The organism is Pseudomonas fragi, assembly GCF_025426255.1.
In the GTDB taxonomy this organism is placed as follows: Bacteria; Pseudomonadota; Gammaproteobacteria; order Pseudomonadales; family Pseudomonadaceae; genus Aquipseudomonas; species Aquipseudomonas kulmbachensis.
This window is the reverse complement of record NZ_CP104861.1, coordinates 5,187,501-5,209,265: the sequence shown is the minus strand read 5'-3', so window position 1 is coordinate 5,209,265 and position 21,765 is coordinate 5,187,501. Positions and strand designations below refer to the sequence as shown.

Sequence of the window (21,765 nt, the reverse complement as noted above, 5' to 3'; positions counted from 1 at the left end):
TAAGACCATGCAGCATGAATCCACTGCCCACGGCATCAACATGTCAGCCTTGGGTCGCACCAAACAAAGCTTGAAGCTGGAAAACGAAGAAGTCGCCATCGAAGTGCCGGGCCTGAATCTTTACTACGGTGAAAAACAGGCGCTGTACGACGTGAGCCTGAATATCCCGAAACAACGGGTAACGGCGTTTATCGGTCCGTCCGGCTGTGGCAAGTCCACGCTGCTGCGCACCTTCAACCGCATGAACGACCTGGTGGATGGTTGCCGCGTCGAAGGCGAGATCAACCTGTACGGCAACAACATCTACCGTAAGGGTGAGGATGTGGCTGAGCTGCGTCGCCGCGTCGGGATGGTGTTCCAGAAGCCTAACCCGTTCCCCAAGACCATTTACGAGAACGTGGTTTACGGTCTACGGATTCAGGGCATCAACAAAAAACGCGTCCTAGACGAAGCCGTTGAGTGGGCACTCAAAGGCGCGGCATTGTGGGATGAGGTCAAGGACCGCCTGCACGAATCGGCATTGGGCCTGTCCGGTGGTCAGCAGCAGCGTCTGGTGATTGCTCGCACCATTGCGGTGGAGCCTGAAGTGTTGCTGCTCGATGAGCCATGCTCGGCACTCGATCCGATTTCAACGCTGAAAGTCGAAGAGCTGATCTACGAACTCAAGTCCAAGTTCACCATCGTCATCGTGACGCACAACATGCAACAAGCAGCCCGGGTTTCGGACTACACGGCGTTCATGTACATGGGCAAAATGGTTGAGTACGGCGACACCGACACGCTGTTCACCAATCCGGCGAAGAAGCAGACCGAAGACTACATCACCGGGCGGTATGGTTAGTAGCAGCTGCAAGCCGTTAGCTTCAAGCGGCAAGTAAAGGCAGTTTGGCGTAACGACACAATCAACTTGCAGCTTGAAGCTTGTCGCTTGAAGCTTTTGCGGAGCAAAACCATGATTTCAAAGGATGGCCTCACCCATCACATTTCCGCGCAGTTCAACGCGGAACTCGAGGACGTGCGCAGCCACCTGCTGGCGATGGGCGGCCTGGTCGAGAAACAGGTCAACGATGCCGTAACAGCGTTGATCGAGGCCGACTCGGGTCTGGCTCAGCAGGTGCGCGAGGTCGATGAGCAAATCAATCAGATGGAGCGCAACATCGACGAGGAGTGCCTGCGCATTCTGGCCCGTCGCCAGCCTGCGGCGTCTGACTTGCGCTTGATCATCAGCATCTCCAAGTCGGTAATCGATCTTGAGCGCATCGGTGACGAAGCGACCAAGATCGCTCGCCGTGCCATCCAGTTGTGCGAAGAGGGTGAAGCGCCACGTGGTTACGTTGAAGTGCGCCACATCGGTGATCAGGTGCGCAACATGGTGCGTGATGCACTGGATGCCTTTGCCCGCTTCGATGCTGACCTTGCGTTGTCGGTCGCGCAGTACGACAAAATCATCGACCGCGAATACAAGACCGCGCTGCGTGAATTGGCCACTTACATGATGGAAGACCCGCGTTCGATCTCGCGTGTGTTGAGCATTATTTGGGTGCTGCGTTCGCTGGAGCGTATCGGTGATCACGCGCGTAATATCTCGGAACTGGTGATTTATCTGGTGCGCGGTACTGACGTGCGTCACATGGGCCTTAAGCGCATGCGCGAAGAAGTTCAGGGTCCTGATGTTGATAACGCTAATGTTGCGCCGCCGCCTGACGATAAATAAGACAGCCTGATTCAAAAGACGCCCGGCTCATTGCCGGGCGTTTTGCTTTTTGGGCTTTCATATCCAAGGAGCAGTCGATGAGCAAGGTGAGTGTGCTGGTGGTGGATGACGCGTCGTTTATTCGTGATCTGATTAAAAATTGCCTGCGTAACTATTTTCCGGGCATCAGGATCGAAGACGCAGTCAACGGCCGCAAAGCCCAGACTCTGCTGACCCGCGAAGCGTTTGATTTGGTGCTGTGCGACTGGGAAATGCCAGAGATGTCCGGCCTTGAGCTGTTGAGCTGGTGTCGCGAGCAGGACAAGCTGAAAACGTTGCCCTTTATCATGGTCACCAGCCGTGGTGACAAAGAGAACGTGATCCAGGCCATTCAGGCGGGGGTTTCGGATTTTGTCAGCAAGCCGTTCACCAACGAACAGCTCCTGTCCAAGGTGAAGAAGGCGTTCACCAAGGCCGGTCTGCTCGACTCAGTAATGGCCAGCGCGCCGACCCGTATGAGCTCGGCGTTTGGCAATGATTCGCTGAATGCGTTGACCGGTGGCAAGGCGCAAGTGGTGACTTCTGCCCCAGTTGCTCCTGCACCACGTCCAGCACCTGTAGCGGCACCTGCACTGACCAGTCGTGGGCAAGGGCAACTGCGTTTGCCCAGCGGCACACAGACGTGCGTGATCAAGGCGCTGAGCCTCAAGGAGGCGCTGCTGGTGGTGCGTCGCGGCGAAGTGCTGCCTCAGGTGCTGGACAGCGCCGTATTGGACCTTGAGCAGGGCGAGAGCGCCGAGGTGGCGCGATTGAATGGTTATCTGCATGCCATCGTGGCATTTGAGCCAAAGCCGGACAGTGCCTGGTTGCAACTGACCTTCCGCTTTGTCGACCAGGATGCCGACAAAATGAACTACCTCTCGCGGCTGATTGCCCACGGTACGGCGCAGAAGCATTTTGTGCCGGGTGCGTAAGCGGTCGTGATACTCCCTGTAGCAGCTGCCGCAGGAACGGGGCTGCGTTCGGCGACGGAGTCGTCGCAAAATCAGACACTGCGGTGTGCCAGACAAATCCGGCTCTCATGATTTACGACGGCTTCGCCGCCGAACGCAGCCTCGTTCCTTCGGCAGTGCTACAGTTTTTTGACCGTCAGGGCAGTTGCAACCCGCCGGATGCCTTGTGAATTGCCCGCAAGTGTTCGCCGATCTGTTTGACGTTGGCTTCAGTAGCTGCAATTTCAGCTGCGCGGGCCGGTTCCAGCAGGCTGCGAACTTCCTTGTCCAGGTCAGTGGTCAGGCGCAGTAGCTGCTGCTGGCGCTGGCTGCTTTCGGACTCCAGCATTTCCCACTCCTTGGCTTGCGGCAGACCGTAGCCGCTGCTGCCGAGCAGTTCGGCCGGGCGACTGAGGAAGCCGCTGCTGGCGAGGATTTCCTGCAGGGTCTTGTTGGCTTTGTCCATGCCGCCATCCTTGAGTCCGCGTGCGCCCAGGTACTTTTGTTTGACCTCATCCTGGGCCAATAGCAGCTGGCGACGAAAGCTGGCTTGCTCCAGTAGCAATAATGCCGCGCTGGCCCGCAAGTCTGCTTGCTCAAACCATGGTCGGCGCTCGTCGGCACTCAGGGCCAGCCAGTCTTCGACAGTGGTTTGCTTGATCGGCAAGCGGGTCTTGAGCACGTCGAACATCGCTTGGTAGCGATCGCGGTAGGAATCAAAGCGATAACCCAGGCGCAACGCTTCTTTCGGGTTGTCCAGCACGCTGGTGTCCGCCAGTCCCCGGGCCTTGAGCACTTCAAGCAGGCCATTGGGTACGATGCTGTCCAGACCCTTGAGCTGGGCATTGTCGCTGCCGCTGCGCAGCAGCTTCAGGGTTTCCACCGCGCAGTTATTGGAGATGAAATAGTAGTCGCCGTCATAGCTCCAATGCATTTCGGCGGCGTGTTCCACCACTTCCTCGATTTCAGGGCGGCTCAGTTTGAGCGGCACGGAAGCCAGGCTGCGCAATTCGGTCTTGGTGTATTCGTCGATCACCTGAGCCAGCGGCAATACAAACAGGCGCGAAGGGTAGGCCCCGGTCAGGCCGTCCCAGCTTGAGAGCTGTACGTCATTGACGAACGCCCGGTAAGACAGCACCAAGTGTTCTTGCAGATCGAGGCGACAGTCCGGCCCGCGCGGACGACCGGGAGCACAGATCACCAAGCGCAGCATGCTGTGACCCCAGCGGCTGGCCCATTCCTGATTGGCCTCGGCCAGCAGATAGTCGACGGCGTACACCCGCTCCGGGTCTACGGTGCCGAGCGGTGTTTTGCCGAAATCGTTGCCAGCATTGAGGAATGCAAAGCCCTTTGGGCATTCATCCTTGGCTGCAGGTGCCCAGCCGAAATGTTCTTTGTAGTAGCGATACAGAGCCGGGCGGCGGCAGGCGTAGGCCGGGTCGAGGAGGAAGTACTCCATATTGACCGCGACAAACTCCTTGGGGCTGCTGACTTCATACAGGTCCGGGCTGCGTACAACCTGGTGGTTGTCTTGCTCGCGTTCGCCCCGTCGGCCCACGTATTGCTGCCAGCCTGCCAGGTCGAGCAAGCGCGGATCATCACTGAGGGTGAAGCGCCGCTCAGTCTGCCCGCGACATTGATCGGGGATGCCAATCAGGCCTGTGTTGCTGCTTTGCCGGGCACAGCGGCGGATTAGCGTGCGCTCGGCTGCGGGCCAGAGGCGGGCGCGGTCGTAGATATGGGTCAGCTCGTGCAAGACGGTGGCGAGCATTTCCCGGCGCACAGTGCCGTGGGGGCGGTTGGTCTGCTGGGTGGCGGCAGAGCCATCGGTCAGCCCGGCCAGTAGATTGCGGTTGAGGTCCAGCTCGGAGGTCAGTGATGCCTGGCCGTAAGCGTTGCTGGGCATGTCATCGGTCCAGCCCACCAGAATCTGTCGATCCAGTTGCTCGATAAAACGCGGTGGCAGGCTCTGCATGGCTTCATCGAGCAGGGCTTGGCTGGCCTGTTGTTCGGCCGGGCTCAGGCCCTCGGTCTTGAGTTGCAGATGCAGCGCGGCCTGGGCGCTGCTGGTAATCAGCAGCAGGCCACAGGCGGCGAGCCAGCGCGTTAGCGGCCTCACAGTGCGAGGATGGCTTCGGCGAGATCCTGGTCGCTGGCGTTGCGGGCTTCAGGCACGCGGTCGCGCAGGGTGCTGAAAGCTGCTTCCAGTTGCACGCCGCGAATATCACCTTGGCTGGCGACGAAGGTGGCAGCGTCGTCGTGGGCTTCGCGCACAACTTTAGAGTCGCGGATGGAAGTAGTGGTGTCGGATGTGAAGTCAATGGTGCGGCCAAAAGCGCGCACGATGATGTTACTGGTCTGCACGACGGTTTGTGCCTGTGCCACATCGGCGAGCAGCAAAAGGCCAAGGGTGGCGACGATTAGAGGGCTACGCATGAAAAATCTCCGGAAAAAGCGGGTACTTATTGGACGAGAATTGTCTGTGCCAGTTCAAGGTCGCTGGCACTCAATTTTGGCTGGTTCAAGCGCAGATAACGCAGGGCAGACTCCAGCTGTGCGCCTCTCATTTGGCCATCACTGGCAATAAAGACGGCGGCGTCGTCCTGTGCGGCACGTATCAGTTTGTGATCAAAAGGCGCGGACGTCACTTTACTGGTGACGTAACCACTGAGCACCACATTCTGGGTGGTCATGTCGAAGGCGTTGGCTGATTTAGTCCAGCAGAGTACGAGTAGAACAATTAGGGGAAAGCGCATGGGTCTCGAGGCTGTTTGAATGAGGCTCAAGGCTAGCGTAATGGTCGGGGGAGGGCCAGCGTGGTTCAAAACACTGCCGCAGGCTGCGATTCGCAGCCTGCGGCAGTGGCTACAGGATGTGTGCCTGATCAGATGGTCAGGATGGCCTGAGCCAGTTGTGCATCAGTGGCCTGCAATTGAGGCGCTTGTTGGCGAATGGCTTCGAAGGCGCTTTCAAGTTTTACCCCACGAATGGTTCCTTCGCTGGCCACGAAGCTGGCGGCGTCGTCACGGGCTGCACGCACGATCTTGTTGTCACGAAACGAGCCAGTGGCATCGGATGTCAGATCGGATGTGGCTTTTAGAGTGCCCACGATGCCGTCGGTGGTAACGATGAAGCTTGAGGCGTTGGCGCTTGCAGCAACGACCAGCAGAGCAGCCGCGCTAAGTAGGCGAAGTGTGGACATGGTAAGACTCCTGAATGTGAACGTATGAAAATAGACGGTTATGGGCCGAATAGTAGGCTGAGGGTCGCATCAGGCAAAGGATGTTTTGTCTGGAACCGTAGCCAGGGTGCTCTGGATCAGGTATTTCACAAACTGTACCTGCCTTATTTTAATATATTTAGAACTGTACCTGTTGGCTTGCAAGCTACCAAAACGATAGCCCATAACGACAAAACCCGTCAGCGGTAATCCGCGACGGGTTTTGTTTTTTCAATTCAGGGTGCTGGCGGTGGACCGGTGGTCAGGGCCAGCGAGCGCTAGTTAGCGCCAGAACGGCTTGCTCAGCTCTTCGTAACGCTGTGCTTCGCTAATCCCGGCATCAGCCAGAAGACGCGAGTCCAGGCGAGCCAATTGATGGCGGCTGGAGATGCGGCGCTGCCACAACATCAGGTTGGCAAGTACGCGCAAAGGCATGGAAGCCTGGGTGTTTACAGAGTTGCTTTCGCTGAACAGTTCGGAACTGAGTGTACGTTCCATGGTGACATCCTTCCGCTTGTGGCGGCATTGGCTAGTGGTTTAACTGATGCCAATGATCCTCCTCTTTGTCCAGGGTCTCTAGATACAGTTCATCTGTATTGCAATGGGCCAGTTAACTGTTTAAGAGGGCTGTACGGCTAGAAATGAGCACAACTGTACCTGTGCGCACTTTAATGGTGCGAAATTGGCAAAAATGGTAGGGGAAGTGTGTTTCAGGGAGAGAAATTGACCAGTACAGCAGTACAGTTTTTGAAATTACAGGTATAAAAAAGCCGCTGACGAAACAGTTTTCGGTCAGCGGCTGTCTAGCTCGCGTGTTACGGCAACATTTTCCCGGTTTCTTCCAGGTTGATATGCCAGCTCAGGGCTTCACGCAGGATGTGCGGTGTGTGACCGCCAATTGCGCAGGCCTTGGTGAAGTAGTCATTCAGGGCTTCACGGAAGTCAGGGTGCACACAGTTGTCGATAATCACGCGTGCGCGCTCACGCGGAGCCAGACCGCGCAAATCAGCCAGGCCTTGCTCGGTGACGAGGATGTCGACGTCGTGCTCGGTGTGGTCGACGTGGCTGACCATTGGCACCACGCTGGAGATTGCCCCGGCCTTGGCAATCGATTTGGTAACGAAGATTGCCAGATGCGCGTTGCGGGCGAAGTCGCCTGAACCGCCGATGCCGTTCATCATCCGTGTGCCACAGACGTGCGTGGAGTTAACGTTGCCGTAGATGTCGAATTCCAGCGCGGTATTAATCCCGATGATGCCCAGGCGGCGAACCACTTCAGGGTGGTTGGAGATCTCTTGCGGGCGCAGCACCAACTTGTCCTTGTAGCGCTCCAGGTTGCCGAACACGTCCGAGTTGCGACGTTCCGACAAGGTGATGGAGCTGCCCGAAGCGAAGGTCATCTTGCCCGCGTCGATCAGGTCAAAGGTCGAGTCCTGAAGTACTTCGGAGTACATGGTCAGGTCTTCGAACGGCGAGTCGATCAGGCCGCACATCACGGCGTTGGCGATGTTACCGATACCGGCTTGCAGCGGGCCGAGCTTGTTGGTCATGCGCCCGGCTTCAACTTCCTGTTTGAGGAAATTGATCAGGTGAAAGGCGATGCCGTCGGTTTCGCTGTCCGGCTCGGACACGGTGGACGGCGAGTCCGGCTTATTGGTGATCACGATAGCGACGATTTTTTCCGGCGGGATCGGGATCGCGGTGCTGCCGATACGATCGTCGACTTTCACCAGCGGAATCGGCGTACGCGTCGGGCGGTAGGTCGGGATATAGATGTCGTGCAAACCTTCCAGGTTCGGGTTATGCGCCATGTTGATCTCGATGATCACCTGTTTGGCGAAAATCGCGAAGCTGGCGGAGTTGCCCACGGAGGTCGTCGGAACAATATGACCTTGCTCGGTAATAGCGACGGCTTCGATAACTGCAATGTCGGGTAGCTTGAGCTGATTGTTGCGCAGTTGCTCAACGGTTTCGGACAAATGCTGGTCGATAAACATCACTTCGCCGGCGTTGATCGCCTTGCGCAGGGTGCTGTCTACCTGAAATGGCATGCGGCGGGCCAGTACACCGGCTTCGGTCAATTGCTTGTCGAGGTCGTTACCCAGGCTGGCGCCGGTCATCAGGGTGATTTTAAGTGGCGACTTTTTAGCCCGCTCGGCCAGGGCCTGCGGGACGGCTTTGGCTTCACCGGCACGGGTAAAACCGCTCATGCCGACGGTCATGCCGTCTTGGATAAGGGCGGCGGCATCTTCGGCGCTCATGACCTTATCGTGCAGGGAGTTCAGGCGAATACGTTCACGGTACATGGATTGTTATCTCGGGCAACGGAAGCAAGAGGCGCAGTCTATTCATTTTCAGAGCCTTTCGTCCCGCTACCATGGTCGAATGCCAGCGGCCGATTTAGAGCCTTTGGTCGGGTTCTTTGGAAAAAGAAAAACCCCGGCCATTACCGCGCCGGGGTTCTCGATATTGCGATGATGCGGGATGTTACTCGACGGCTTTGACCATATCTTCAATAACTTTTTTGGCGTCGCCGAAGACCATCATGGTTTTATCCAGATAAAACAGTTCGTTATCCAGACCTGCATAGCCACTGGCCATTGAGCGTTTGTTAACGATGACGGTTTTGGCTTTATAAGCTTCGAGGATCGGCATGCCTGCAATTGGCGATTTCGGATCGTTCTTGGCTGCGGGGTTGACCACGTCGTTGGCGCCCAGCACCAGCACTACGTCGGCTTGGCCAAACTCGGAGTTGATGTCTTCCATCTCGAACACTTGGTCGTAAGGCACTTCGGCCTCGGCCAGCAGCACGTTCATATGGCCAGGCATGCGACCTGCAACCGGGTGAATCGCATACTTCACGGTTACGCCGCGATGGGTCAGCTTTTCGGTCAGCTCTTTGAGCGCATGTTGTGCCCGTGCTACCGCCAGGCCATAGCCCGGAACAATGATCACGGTGTCGGCGTTCATCAGCAGGAAGGTGGCATCGTCAGCCGAGCCGGATTTAACCGGACGAGCTTCTTGTGCGCCCGCCGGGCCGCCAGTGTCAGTTGCGCCACCAAAGCCGCCGAGGATCACGTTGAAGAACGAACGGTTCATCGCCTTGCACATGATGTACGACAGGATCGCACCCGAAGAACCTACCAGCGAACCGGCGATGATCAGCATCGAGTTGTTCAGTGAGAAGCCGATACCGGCTGCAGCCCAACCTGAGTAGCTATTAAGCATCGATACCACGACCGGCATGTCAGCGCCGCCAATCGGGATGATGATCAGCACACCCAGCACAAACGCCAGAGCCAGCATCAGCGCGAAGGCGTTGAGGTTGCCGGTCAGCATAAAGGTGATGCCCAGGCCCAACGTAGCCAGGCCCAGTACCAGGTTCAGCTTGTGTTGGCCGCTGAACTGTACCGGTGCTCCCTGAAACAGGCGGAACTTGTACTTGCCCGAGAGTTTGCCGAAGGCGATCACTGAGCCGGAGAAGGTGATTGCACCAATGGCCGCGCCCAGGAACAGTTCCAGACGGTTGCCCGCAGGGATGGCGTCGCCCAGGTGTTTGACGATGCCCAGCGACTGCGGTTCGACCACGGCCGCGATCGCAATGAATACCGCCGCGAGGCCAATCATGCTGTGCATGAAAGCCACCAGCTCAGGCATTTTGGTCATTTCGACGCGTTTGGCCATGATCGAGCCAGCGGTGCCGCCGACCAGCAGGCCGACAATCACATAGCCAATACCGGCGGTGGCGATCTCGGCGCCTAACTTGTAGATCAGGCCGACGGTGGTAATGATCGCCAGACCCATGCCAAGCATGCCGAACAGGTTGCCGCGACGTGAGGTAGTGGGGTGTGACAGACCTTTGAGGGCCTGAATAAAGCAAATGGATGCAACCAGATACAGAACAGTGACCAGGTTCATGCTCATGGCTTGCGCACCTCTTCTTTGGCTTTAGGTGCTTTCTTCTTGAACATTTCCAGCATGCGCCGGGTGACCAAAAATCCACCGAATACGTTTACGGCAGCCAGCGCGACCGCCAATGTGCCCATGGTTTTACCCAGTGGGGTAACAGTCAGTGCGGCGGCGAGCATGGCGCCCACGATGACAATCGCCGAAATGGCGTTGGTAACGGCCATGAGTGGAGTGTGCAGCGCCGGGGTAACGTTCCAGACCACGTGATAGCCCACATAAATGGCCAGCGCGAAGATGATCAGGTTGTAGATACCGGGGGAGATGAGTTCTTCCATTATTTTTATCCTCAGCCGTTTTTGCGCACGACTTGACCGTCGCGGCACATTAGGCACGCGGCGACGATGTCGTCTTCAAGGTTGATCTGGAACTGCCCTTCGGGGGTGAAGACCAGCTTGAGGAAGTCCAGCAGGTTGCGGGCGTAAAGCGCCGAGGCGTCAGCGGCAACCATGGCGGGCAGGTTGGTGTGGCCGACGATGGTCACTCCATGTTCAACCACCACTTGGTCGGCGACGGTCAGCGGGCAGTTGCCGCCCTGGGCAGCAGCCAGGTCGATGACCACCGAGCCTGGTTTCATCTGGGCCACGGTTTCAGCGCTGAGCAGAACAGGCGCTTTACGGCCCGGGATCAGGGCGGTGGTGATCACGATATCCGCCTGCTTGGCGCGTTCGTGAACGGCCAAGGCCTGGCGCTGCATCCAGCTTGCTGGCATCGGGCGGGCATAACCGCCTACGCCAACGGCGCATTCGCGTTCTTCGTCGGTTTCGTAAGGTACGTCGACAAATTTGGCGCCTAGGGATTCGATCTGCTCTTTAACCGCAGGTCGCACATCGGAGGCTTCGATTACTGCACCCAAACGCTTGGCGGTGGCAATGGCCTGCAAGCCGGCAACACCAGCGCCCAGAATCAGCACGCGAGCGGCTTTAACGGTCCCGGCGGCAGTCATCAGCATCGGCATAAAGCGCGGATAGTGGTGAGCCGCGACGAGGACGGCTTTATAGCCAGCAATGTTGGCTTGGGATGACAGCACATCAAGACTTTGCGCACGAGAGGTTCGTGGAGCAGCTTCGAGAGAGAAGGCGGTGATCCCACGCTCGGCCAGTTTGGCAATGGTTTCATTGCTGAACGGGTTAAGCATACCAATCAGCACGGTGCCGGTTTTGATCAGGGCCAGTTCGCTATCGCTGGGAGCGACAACCTTGAGAATCAGCTCTGCGCCGAAAGCATCTGTAGCGTTGCCAATAGTCGCGCCGGCGGCTTCATAAGCACTGTCGATAACACTGGCATTAATGCCAGCGCCGCTTTGAACAGTCACTTTATGGCCTTGGCCGATCAGCTTCTTGATGGTTTCCGGGGTTGCAGCAACCCGCGTTTCACCCGTATGGGTCTCGAGAGGAACACCAATGTGCACGTCATATCTCCTGCGTGATCTTTTATAAGAAAGCCAGCGCACTACGGATGGTGCGACTGGGGCGGCCGATCAGCACGATCCCACCAAAGTATGGGTGGGGCGGGGCATTCTGCTGGCAATTTTTTTGCCCTTCAAGGACTTATGGAGGATGACGAGATCTAAACTACAAGTCATGCAGTGACCGAATGTCGCAACGCTTGGCTGCACGCCTTTAAAAACGTGGCTTTCAGGAGATTTACCTGTTTTTTGAGTTTTTTTCACATTTCTTTTGGTTATCGCTGCATAACTTTGAGAAATACCCTGCAGGCCGCGTGGTTACTGGCCTTCAGGTTTGTCCAGTTAGACCAAAGTACAGAGTGTTTAAAAGCGACATTTCCTTATATATGTAGTGCTATTTTTTGAGGCACTACATAGTTTATCTGGACGATGCGGTGCATTAAATCAGGCTGTATCCCTTGGCCTGCGTGATCAGCCAGTCCTGGAAAGCTTGCAGTGAAGCTGATTCAATTTTTCGTTCAGGGATCATCAGGTAGTAAGCCTTGGTGCTGGACAGGGCGCAATCATTGGCAATCACCAGGCGTTTTTCGGCCAGTTCGCGCTGAATCAGGAAGGGCGGGATCAGGGCTACTCCCATTTCATGCATGGCGGCCTGGGCCAGCATCGAGAACAGTTCGTAACGTGGGCCGGTCATGTCTCGTGGCACATTCATGTCCTGGGCGTTAAACCATTGGCGCCAGGCGTAGGGGCGGGTGGTTTGTTGCAGTAGGGGCAGTTCTGCGAGCGCTTGAGGGCTGAGGTTCTGCTGTGCGCCTAATAATGCGGGGCTACACACGGGGACCGGGTTTTCGCCCATCAGACGGTAGGACGATGTGCCGGACCAATCGGCATCGCCGAAATAGATGGCGGCATCAAAATCGGTATCGGCAAACAGGAAGGGGCGTGTGCGGTTGGTCAGGTTTACTGTGACGTCCGGGTGTTGTTGCTGGAAGTCCTTGAGGCGAGGTAATAGCCATTGCGTGCCGAAAGTGGGCACTACGGCCAGCTCAATCACGTTGGCACCTTGTTGGCCCATGACGGACAGCGTATCCCGTTCTACGGCATCCAACTGGGTGGCAATGCGCCGGCTGTAGGAAAGCCCTGCTTCAGTCAGCTTTACGCCGCGCTTGGAGCGTCGGAAGAGTTCTACACTCAAGAACTCTTCCAGGCCGGCAATCTGTCGGCAAATAGCCCCTTGAGTGAGGGATAGCTCATGTGCTGCCTTGGTAAAGCTTTCGTGACGTGCAGCGGTCTCGAAGCTGATGAGAGCTGTTGTACTAGGGATCTTGCGGCGCATGTACGGCTTCCTCACTAAATACAGTCAGAAATGGCTTTCTTGAGGGCTACGGAGTGATAAATTATCACAAGATGGTGTCGAATCCTCGTTTGTCCTTCTATATAGAAGGGGCCTAGGATTGGCCCACGATATTTGACCTATTACACGAGGGTTCTCTCATGGCGGGTAAAGCAAGCTTCAACTGGATTGATCCACTGTTGCTGGATCAGCAGCTCACTGAAGAAGAGCGCATGGTGCGCGACAGTGCTGAGCAATTTGCTCAGGACAAGTTGGCGCCGCGTGTGCTTGAGGCTTTCCGTAATGAGAAGACTGACCCTGCGATCTTTCGCGAAATGGGCGAAACCGGTCTGCTGGGTGCAATGATTCCTGAGCAGTACGGTGGTAGTGGCCTTAACTACGTCAGCTACGGCCTGATTGCGCGTGAGGTTGAGCGTGTCGACTCAGGTTATCGCTCGATGATGAGTGTGCAGTCGTCTCTGGTAATGGTGCCGATCAATGAGTTCGGTACTGAGGCGCAAAAGCAAAAGTATCTACCCAAGCTGGCGTCTGGCGAGTGGATTGGCTGTTTTGGTCTGACAGAGCCTAATCATGGTTCTGATCCAGGCGCGATGATCACTCGTGCCCGTTCGGTAGATGGCGGCTACAGCCTGACGGGTAGCAAGATGTGGATCACCAACAGTCCTATCGCTGATGTATTTGTGGTGTGGGCCAAGGACGATGAAGGCGACATTCGTGGCTTTGTTCTGGAAAAAGGCTGGAAGGGTCTGACTACGCCTACGATTCACGGCAAGGTTGGCTTGCGTGCTTCCATTACAGGTGAAATCGTTATGGATAACGTGTTTGTGCCGCAAGAGAACATCTTTCCGGATGTGCGCGGCCTGAAAGGTCCTTTTACCTGCCTTAACTCTGCTCGTTATGGCATCTCCTGGGGTGCGCTTGGTGCCGCTGAGTTTTGCTGGCACACGGCGCGTCAGTACACCCTGGATCGTCATCAGTTTGGTCGGCCTTTGGCGGCAACTCAGTTGATCCAGAAAAAGCTGGCTGATATGCAGACCGAGATTACGTTGGCTCTGCAGGGTTGCCTGCGTCTGGGGCGGATGAAGGACGAAGGTACTGCGGCTGTTGAGATTACTTCAATCATGAAGCGCAACTCATGCGGCAAGTCCTTGGATATCGCACGTATGGCTCGCGACATGCTGGGCGGTAACGGTATCTCGGATGAGTTCGGGGTAGCTCGTCATCTGGTCAATCTGGAAGTTGTTAACACCTATGAAGGCACGCATGACGTGCATGCCTTGATCCTTGGTCGTGCGCAGACTGGTCTTCAGGCGTTCTATTAACAGGAGCTCGGCTCATGGGTGCTTTATCGCATTTGCGGGTGTTGGATTTGTCTCGTGTGCTGGCGGGGCCGTGGGCGGGGCAGATACTGGCGGACCTGGGGGCTGAGGTGATCAAGGTTGAGCGCCCGGGTAATGGTGATGACACTCGTGCCTGGGGGCCGCCCTTCCTTAAAGATGCCTATGGCGAGAGTACCGGGGAGGCTGCCTATTACTTGTCGGCCAACCGCAACAAGCAATCGGTAACTATTGATTTCACCAAGCCTGAGGGGCAGCAGCTGGTTCGTGAGCTGGCGGCCAAGTCCGACATCCTGATCGAGAACTTCAAGGTGGGTGGTCTGCAAGCTTACGGCTTGGACTACGCGTCGCTAAAGGCATTGAATCCCGATTTGATCTACTGCTCGATTACAGGGTTCGGTCAAACCGGTCCCTATGCCAAGCGGGCAGGTTATGACTTCATGGTTCAGGGCTTGGGCGGTCTGATGAGTCTGACCGGGCGGCCAGAGGGGGAGGAGGGCGCAGGTCCGGTAAAGGTTGGAGTTGCGCTCACGGACATTTTGACCGGGCTCTACTCCACGGTCGCGATTCTGGCAGCTCTTGCACATCGTCAGCATGACGGCGGTGGTCAGCATATTGATATGGCACTGTTGGATGTGCAGGTGGCCTGCCTGGCGAATCAGGCGATGAACTATCTAACTACAGGTGTTGCCCCTCAGCGTCTGGGCAATGCTCATCCGAATATTGTGCCTTATCAGGATTTTCCGACGGCAGATGGTGACTTCATCCTTACCGTGGGGAATGACAGCCAGTTCCGCAAGTTTGCAGAGGTGGCAGGTCGGTCTGAGTGGGTGGATGATCCGCGCTTTGCTACCAACAAGCTGCGTGTCGCTAATCGCGGGGTGCTGGTGCCGCTTATCAGGCAGGCGACGGTGTTCAAGACCACGGCTGAGTGGGTAGCGCAGCTGGAGGCGGTTGGTGTTCCCTGTGGGCCGATCAATGACCTGGCTCAGGTGTTTGCTGATCCTCAGGTACAGGCTCGGGGGCTGGCGATGCAGTTGCCCCATGCGTTGGCGGGACTGGTGCCGCAAGTGGCCAGCCCTATCCGGTTGTCCGAAACGCCGGTGGAGTACCGTAATGCCCCTCCTTTGTTGGGTGAGCATACTCAGCAGGTGTTGGAGCGGGTGTTGGGGATGCAGGCGGGTGCGGTGCAGGCTTTGCGGTTGTCGGGTGTGTTGTAGCTATATAGAGGGGTGCGCCAGCACCCCTCTATATAGGTGTAATTTGGGGGCTTTCGGACTAATTGATAGTTTTGCTCAATTAAGCCTTGACCTAAAATTGTAACGGCCTATAATTCGCCCACTTCCGGCGCAGTCGAAACGGAAAACTCCTTGAGTTTCAATGAGTTGGATTGGTTTTCGGCAGTGTCAGCTTCAAGTCATCGAAGCAGGAAATGAGGTGTTGACAGCAGCGTGTAACGCTGTAGAATTCGCCTCCCGCTAACGAGAGATCGAAAGCGCAAGTGGTTGATGTTACAGAGGAAACTTTGAAAACATCTTAAAATAACCACTTGACAGCAACAGAGGCTGCTGTAGAATGCGCGCCTCGGTTCAGCGAAAGCTAACCAACCGCTCTTTAACAACTGAATCAAGCAATTCGTGTGGGTGCTTGTGGAGTCAGACTGATAGTCAACAAGATTATCAGCATCACAAGTTACTCCGCGAGAAATCAAAGATGTAACCAACGATTGCTGAGCCAAGTTTAGGGTTTCTTAAAAACCCAAAGATGTTTGAACTGAAGAGTTTGATCATGGCTCAGATTGAACGCTGGCGGCAGGCCTAACACATGCAAGTCGAGCGGTAGAGAGAAGCTTGCTTCTCTTGAGAGCGGCGGACGGGTGAGTAATACCTAGGAATCTGCCTGATAGTGGGGGATAACGTTCGGAAACGGACGCTAATACCGCATACGTCCTACGGGAGAAAGCAGGGGACCTTCGGGCCTTGCGCTATCAGATGAGCCTAGGTCGGATTAGCTAGTTGGTGAGGTAATGGCTCACCAAGGCTACGATCCGTAACTGGTCTGAGAGGATGATCAGTCACACTGGAACTGAGACACGGTCCAGACTCCTACGGGAGGCAGCAGTGGGGAATATTGGACAATGGGCGAAAGCCTGATCCAGCCATGCCGCGTGTGTGAAGAAGGTCTTCGGATTGTAAAGCACTTTAAGTTGGGAGGAAGGGCAGTTACCTAATACGTGACTGTCTTGACGTTACCGACAGAATAAGCACCGGCTAACTCTGTGCCAGCAGCCGCGGTAATACAGAGGGTGCAAGCGTTAATCGGAATTACTGGGCGTAAAGCGCGCGTAGGTGGTTTGTTAAGTTGAATGTGAAATCCCCGGGCTCAACCTGGGAACTGCATCCAAAACTGGCAAGCTAGAGTATGGTAGAGGGTAGTGGAATTTCCTGTGTAGCGGTGAAATGCGTAGATATAGGAAGGAACACCAGTGGCGAAGGCGACTACCTGGACTGATACTGACACTGAGGTGCGAAAGCGTGGGGAGCAAACAGGATTAGATACCCTGGTAGTCCACGCCGTAAACGATGTCAACTAGCCGTTGGGAGTCTTGAACTCTTAGTGGCGCAGCTAACGCATTAAGTTGACCGCCTGGGGAGTACGGCCGCAAGGTTAAAACTCAAATGAATTGACGGGGGCCCGCACAAGCGGTGGAGCATGTGGTTTAATTCGAAGCAACGCGAAGAACCTTACCAGGCCTTGACATCCAATGAACTTTCTAGAGATAGATTGGTGCCTTCGGGAACATTGAGACAGGTGCTGCATGGCTGTCGTCAGCTCGTGTCGTGAGATGTTGGGTTAAGTCCCGTAACGAGCGCAACCCTTGTCCTTAGTTACCAGCACGTAATGGTGGGCACTCTAAGGAGACTGCCGGTGACAAACCGGAGGAAGGTGGGGATGACGTCAAGTCATCATGGCCCTTACGGCCTGGGCTACACACGTGCTACAATGGTCGGTACAAAGGGTTGCCAAGCCGCGAGGTGGAGCTAATCCCATAAAACCGATCGTAGTCCGGATCGCAGTCTGCAACTCGACTGCGTGAAGTCGGAATCGCTAGTAATCGTGAATCAGAATGTCACGGTGAATACGTTCCCGGGCCTTGTACACACCGCCCGTCACACCATGGGAGTGGGTTGCACCAGAAGTAGCTAGTCTAACCCTCGGGAGGACGGTTACCACGGTGTGATTCATGACTGGGGTGAAGTCGTAACAAGGTAGCCGTAGGGGAACCTGCGGCTGGATCACCTCCTTAATCGACGACATCAGCTGCTCCATAAGTTCCCACACGAATTGCTTGATTCACTGTAAAAGACGGTAGAAGCCACTTAAGTTGTACGGCTTCTCTATCGTAAAGCTTAGAAATGAACATTTTCTCGAAAGAGAGTGAATGTTGATTTCTGATCTTTTGATTAGATCGTTCTTTAAAAATTTGGGTATGTAATAGAAAGTTAGACTGGATAACACTTTCACTGGTGTTTATTCAGGCTAAGGTAAAATTTGTGAATAAGTTCTTAATTGAACATGCGAATTTTCGGCGAATGTCGTCTTCATAGTATAACCAGATTGCTTGGGGTTATATGGTCAAGTGAAGAAGCGCATACGGTGGATGCCTTGGCAGTCAGAGGCGATGAAAGACGTGGTAGCCTGCGAAAAGCTTCGGGGAGTCGGCAAACAGACTTTGATCCGGAGATGTCTGAATGGGGGAACCCACCTAACATAAGTTAGGTATCTTAAGCTGAATACATAGGCTTAAGAAGCGAACCAGGGGAACTGAAACATCTAAGTACCCTGAGGAAAAGAAATCAACCGAGATTCCCTTAGTAGTGGCGAGCGAACGGGGACCAGCCCTTAAGCTGTATTGATGTTAGCGGAACGCTCTGGAAAGTGCGGCCATAGTGGGTGATAGCCCTGTACGCGAAAACATCTTTGCAGTGAAATCGAGTAGGACGGAGCACGAGAAACTTTGTCTGAATATGGGGGGACCATCCTCCAAGGCTAAATACTACTGACTGACCGATAGTGAACTAGTACCGTGAGGGAAAGGCGAAAAGAACCCCGGAGAGGGGAGTGAAATAGATCCTGAAACCGTATGCGTACAAGCAGTGGGAGCCTACTTTGTTGGGTGACTGCGTACCTTTTGTATAATGGGTCAGCGACTTATTTTCAGTGGCAAGCTTAACCGAATAGGGGAGGCGTAGCGAAAGCGAGTCTTAATAGGGCGTCTAGTCGCTGGGAATAGACCCGAAACCGGGCGATCTATCCATGGGCAGGTTGAAGGTTGGGTAACACTAACTGGAGGACCGAACCGACTACCGTTGAAAAGTTAGCGGATGACCTGTGGATCGGAGTGAAAGGCTAATCAAGCTCGGAGATAGCTGGTTCTCCTCGAAAGCTATTTAGGTAGCGCCTCATGTATCACTGTAGGGGGTAGAGCACTGTTTCGGCTAGGGGGTCATCCCGACTTACCAAACCGATGCAAACTCCGAATACCTACAAGTGCCGAGCATGGGAGACACACGGCGGGTGCTAACGTCCGTCGTGAAAAGGGAAACAACCCAGACCGTCAGCTAAGGTCCCAAAGTTATGGTTAAGTGGGAAACGATGTGGGAAGGCTTAGACAGCTAGGAGGTTGGCTTAGAAGCAGCCACCCTTTAAAGAAAGCGTAATAGCTCACTAGTCGAGTCGGCCTGCGCGGAAGATTTAACGGGGCTCAAACCATACACCGAAGCTACGGGTATCACTTAGGTGATGCGGTAGAGGAGCGTTCTGTAAGCCTGTGAAGGTGAGTTGAGAAGCTTGCTGGAGGTATCAGAAGTGCGAATGCTGACATGAGTAACGATAATGGGTGTGAAAAACACCCACGCCGAAAGACCAAGGTTTCCTGCGCAACGTTAATCGACGCAGGGTTAGTCGGTCCCTAAGGCGAGGCTGAAAAGCGTAGTCGATGGAAAACAGGTTAATATTCCTGTACTTCTGGTTATTGCGATGGAGGGACGGAGAAGGCTAGGCCAGCTTGGCGTTGGTTGTCCAAGTTTAAGGTGGTAGGCTGGAATCTTAGGTAAATCCGGGATTCTAAGGCCGAGAGCTGATGACGAGTTAACTTTTAGTTAACGAAGTGGTTGATGCCATGCTTCCAAGAAAAGCTTCTAAGCTTCAGGTAACCAGGAACCGTACCCCAAACCGACACAGGTGGTTGGGTAGAGAATACCAAGGCGCTTGAGAGAACTCGGGTGAAGGAACTAGGCAAAATGGCACCGTAACTTCGGGAGAAGGTGCGCCGGTGAGGGTGAAGCATTTACTGCGTAAGCCCACGCCGGTCGAAGATACCAGGCCGCTGCGACTGTTTATTAAAAACACAGCACTCTGCAAACACGAAAGTGGACGTATAGGGTGTGACGCCTGCCCGGTGCCGGAAGGTTAATTGATGGGGTTAGCTAACGCGAAGCTCTTGATCGAAGCCCCGGTAAACGGCGGCCGTAACTATAACGGTCCTAAGGTAGCGAAATTCCTTGTCGGGTAAGTTCCGACCTGCACGAATGGCGTAACGATGGCGGCGCTGTCTCCACCCGAGACTCAGTGAAATTGAAATCGCTGTGAAGATGCAGTGTATCCGCGGCTAGACGGAAAGACCCCGTGAACCTTTACTATAGCTTTGCACTGGACTTTGAATTTGCTTGTGTAGGATAGGTGGGAGGCTTTGAAGTGTGGACGCCAGTCTGCATGGAGCCAACCTTGAAATACCACCCTGGCAACTTTGAGGTTCTAACTCAGGTCCGTTATCCGGATCGAGGACAGTGTATGGTGGGTAGTTTGACTGGGGCGGTCTCCTCCTAAAGAGTAACGGAGGAGTACGAAGGTGCGCTCAGACCGGTCGGAAATCGGTCGTAGAGTATAAAGGCAAAAGCGCGCTTGACTGCGAGACAGACACGTCGAGCAGGTACGAAAGTAGGTCTTAGTGATCCGGTGGTTCTGTATGGAAGGGCCATCGCTCAACGGATAAAAGGTACTCCGGGGATAACAGGCTGATACCGCCCAAGAGTTCATATCGACGGCGGTGTTTGGCACCTCGATGTCGGCTCATCACATCCTGGGGCTGAAGCCGGTCCCAAGGGTATGGCTGTTCGCCATTTAAAGTGGTACGCGAGCTGGGTTTAGAACGTCGTGAGACAGTTCGGTCCCTATCTGCCGTGGACGTTTGAGATTTGAGAGGGGCTGCTCCTAGTACGAGAGGACCGGAGTGGACGAACCTCTGGTGTTCCGGTTGTCACGCCAGTGGCATTGCCGGGTAGCTATGTTCGGGAAAGATAACCGCTGAAAGCATCTAAGCGGGAAACTTGCCTCAAGATGAGATCTCACTGGAACCTTGAGTTCCCTAAAGGGCCGTCGAAGACTACGACGTTGATAGGTTGGGTGTGTAAGCGCTGTGAGGCGTTGAGCTAACCAATACTAATTGCCCGTGAGGCTTGACCATATAACACCCAAGCAATTTGCGCCCTTGAATACAAGAGCCTGCAAGTTGCGGTGTGTGAAGACGATACAAACCGAAAGTTTGCGACTCACAAAACACCACTCTATTACATACCCATTCGCTGGAGCGTAAGCCGAAAGGCAAACGACCTGGCTACAGAATTTCTTGACGACCATAGAGCATTGGAACCACCTGATCCCATCCCGAACTCAGTAGTGAAACGATGCATCGCCGATGGTAGTGTGGGGTTTCCCCATGTGAGAGTAGGTCATCGTCAAGATTAAATTCCAAAATCCCTGTCTGCTCACGCAGTCGGGGATTTTGTTTTTGTATAAGTACAAGCTTTGTAAAAAGCGTGTGCTGTTAACCAGGCCATTTGCCTGGCTAACAAGTAGATTGAACGTAGCAGGAAATAAGGTGTTGACAGCAGCGTGTAACGCTGTAGAATTCGCCTCCCGCTAACGAGAGATCGAAAGCGCAAGTGGTTGATGTTACAAAGGAAACTTTGAAAACATCTTAAAATAACCGCTTGACAGCAACAGAGGCTGCTGTAGAATGCGCGCCTCGGTTCAGCGAAAGCTAACCAACCGCTCTTTAACAACTGAATCAAGCAATTCGTGTGGGTGCTTGTGGAGTCAGACTGATAGTCAACAAGATTATCAGCATCACAAGTTACTCCGCGAGAAATCAAAGATGTAACCAACGATTGCTGAGCCAAGTTTAGGGTTTCTTAAAAACCCAAAGATGTTTGAACTGAAGAGTTTGATCATGGCTCAGATTGAACGCTGGCGGCAGGCCTAACACATGCAAGTCGAGCGGTAGAGAGAAGCTTGCTTCTCTTGAGAGCGGCGGACGGGTGAGTAATACCTAGGAATCTGCCTGATAGTGGGGGATAACGTTCGGAAACGGACGCTAATACCGCATACGTCCTACGGGAGAAAGCAGGGGACCTTCGGGCCTTGCGCTATCAGATGAGCCTAGGTCGGATTAGCTAGTTGGTGAGGTAATGGCTCACCAAGGCTACGATCCGTAACTGGTCTGAGAGGATGATCAGTCACACTGGAACTGAGACACGGTCCAGACTCCTACGGGAGGCAGCAGTGGGGAATATTGGACAATGGGCGAAAGCCTGATCCAGCCATGCCGCGTGTGTGAAGAAGGTCTTCGGATTGTAAAGCACTTTAAGTTGGGAGGAAGGGCAGTTACCTAATACGTGACTGTCTTGACGTTACCGACAGAATAAGCACCGGCTAACTCTGTGCCAGCAGCCGC

Annotated in this window: 15 protein-coding genes and 4 rRNA genes (1 of these 19 cut by a window edge); 9 read left to right on the top strand and 10 right to left on the bottom strand. The window is 54.7% G+C overall.

The features are described 5' to 3' along the window. The first annotated feature begins 7 nt into the window (after window positions 1–7). From pstB to N7D90_RS23890, 3 genes are all read left to right on the top strand, one after another. A complete protein-coding gene (pstB, locus tag N7D90_RS23900; protein ID WP_261740273.1) occupies window positions 8–841 on the top strand; it encodes a phosphate ABC transporter ATP-binding protein PstB in 834 nt (277 codons plus the stop codon). A gap of 111 nt (window positions 842–952) precedes the next feature. Continuing rightward, window positions 953–1,714: a phosphate signaling complex protein PhoU gene (gene phoU / locus N7D90_RS23895; protein ID WP_261740272.1), complete on the top strand. Its 762-nt coding sequence runs from the start codon at window positions 953–955 to the stop codon at window positions 1,712–1,714. Window positions 1,715–1,791: 77 nt separating this feature from the next. Continuing rightward, window positions 1,792–2,667 (top strand): response regulator, encoded by an 876-nt coding sequence (locus N7D90_RS23890; protein WP_261740271.1) that lies wholly within the window; start codon window positions 1,792–1,794, stop codon window positions 2,665–2,667. Window positions 2,668–2,842: 175 nt separating this feature from the next. On the opposite strand, the gene N7D90_RS23885 is transcribed toward N7D90_RS23890, so the two are convergent. From N7D90_RS23885 to N7D90_RS23840, 10 genes are all read right to left on the bottom strand, one after another. Next, window positions 2,843–4,804: a DUF4105 domain-containing protein gene (locus tag N7D90_RS23885; RefSeq protein WP_261740270.1), complete on the bottom strand. Its 1,962-nt coding sequence runs from the start codon at window positions 4,802–4,804 to the stop codon at window positions 2,843–2,845. Then, window positions 4,801–5,121 (bottom strand): DUF2388 domain-containing protein, encoded by a 321-nt coding sequence (locus N7D90_RS23880; RefSeq protein ID WP_019826982.1) that lies wholly within the window; start codon window positions 5,119–5,121, stop codon window positions 4,801–4,803. Before N7D90_RS23880 ends, N7D90_RS23885 begins: the two co-directional genes overlap by 4 nt. A gap of 26 nt (window positions 5,122–5,147) precedes the next feature. Further along, entirely contained in the window at window positions 5,148–5,441 is a 294-nt protein-coding gene (locus N7D90_RS23875) for a DUF2388 domain-containing protein (protein ID WP_261740269.1), read from the bottom strand. A 128-nt stretch (window positions 5,442–5,569) separates the two neighbouring features. Then, the gene (locus tag N7D90_RS23870) at window positions 5,570–5,887 is read right to left on the bottom strand and encodes a DUF2388 domain-containing protein (protein ID WP_261740268.1); all 318 of its coding nucleotides are present in this window, start codon (window positions 5,885–5,887) and stop codon (window positions 5,570–5,572) included. A 300-nt stretch (window positions 5,888–6,187) separates the two neighbouring features. Next, window positions 6,188–6,403: a DUF1127 domain-containing protein gene (locus tag N7D90_RS23865; RefSeq protein WP_019826986.1), complete on the bottom strand. Its 216-nt coding sequence runs from the start codon at window positions 6,401–6,403 to the stop codon at window positions 6,188–6,190. A gap of 317 nt (window positions 6,404–6,720) precedes the next feature. Next, the gene (locus N7D90_RS23860) at window positions 6,721–8,211 is read right to left on the bottom strand and encodes an acetyl-CoA hydrolase/transferase family protein (RefSeq protein ID WP_261740267.1); all 1,491 of its coding nucleotides are present in this window, start codon (window positions 8,209–8,211) and stop codon (window positions 6,721–6,723) included. A gap of 181 nt (window positions 8,212–8,392) precedes the next feature. Further along, a complete protein-coding gene (locus N7D90_RS23855; RefSeq protein ID WP_261740266.1) occupies window positions 8,393–9,829 on the bottom strand; it encodes an NAD(P)(+) transhydrogenase (Re/Si-specific) subunit beta in 1,437 nt (478 codons plus the stop codon). Next, complete coding sequence (locus N7D90_RS23850) at window positions 9,826–10,149, bottom strand: NAD(P) transhydrogenase subunit alpha (protein ID WP_261740265.1); 324 nt, start codon at window positions 10,147–10,149, stop codon at window positions 9,826–9,828. Before N7D90_RS23850 ends, N7D90_RS23855 begins: the two co-directional genes overlap by 4 nt. Before the next feature lie 11 nt (window positions 10,150–10,160). Beyond that, window positions 10,161–11,282: a Re/Si-specific NAD(P)(+) transhydrogenase subunit alpha gene (locus N7D90_RS23845; protein ID WP_261740264.1), complete on the bottom strand. Its 1,122-nt coding sequence runs from the start codon at window positions 11,280–11,282 to the stop codon at window positions 10,161–10,163. A 436-nt stretch (window positions 11,283–11,718) separates the two neighbouring features. After that, window positions 11,719–12,615: a LysR family transcriptional regulator gene (locus N7D90_RS23840; RefSeq protein ID WP_261740263.1), complete on the bottom strand. Its 897-nt coding sequence runs from the start codon at window positions 12,613–12,615 to the stop codon at window positions 11,719–11,721. 158 nt (window positions 12,616–12,773) lie between these two features. Between N7D90_RS23840 and N7D90_RS23835 the strand changes: the two genes are divergently transcribed. From N7D90_RS23835 to N7D90_RS23810, 6 genes are all read left to right on the top strand, one after another. Beyond that, the gene (locus tag N7D90_RS23835; RefSeq protein ID WP_261740262.1) at window positions 12,774–13,955 is read left to right on the top strand and encodes an acyl-CoA dehydrogenase; all 1,182 of its coding nucleotides are present in this window, start codon (window positions 12,774–12,776) and stop codon (window positions 13,953–13,955) included. A gap of 14 nt (window positions 13,956–13,969) precedes the next feature. Further along, window positions 13,970–15,190: a CaiB/BaiF CoA transferase family protein gene (locus N7D90_RS23830; RefSeq protein ID WP_261740261.1), complete on the top strand. Its 1,221-nt coding sequence runs from the start codon at window positions 13,970–13,972 to the stop codon at window positions 15,188–15,190. A 550-nt stretch (window positions 15,191–15,740) separates the two neighbouring features. Further along, window positions 15,741–17,277: ribosomal RNA gene (locus tag N7D90_RS23825) — 16S ribosomal RNA — on the top strand. Window positions 17,278–17,604: 327 nt separating this feature from the next. Continuing rightward, window positions 17,605–20,496: ribosomal RNA gene (locus N7D90_RS23820) — 23S ribosomal RNA — on the top strand. A gap of 161 nt (window positions 20,497–20,657) precedes the next feature. Further along, window positions 20,658–20,773, top strand: a 5S ribosomal RNA gene (gene rrf / locus N7D90_RS23815). A 470-nt stretch (window positions 20,774–21,243) separates the two neighbouring features. Beyond that, window positions 21,244–21,765, top strand: a 16S ribosomal RNA gene (locus tag N7D90_RS23810); it runs 1,015 nt beyond the window's last position. Together the 16S, 23S and 5S rRNA genes form the textbook arrangement of a ribosomal RNA operon.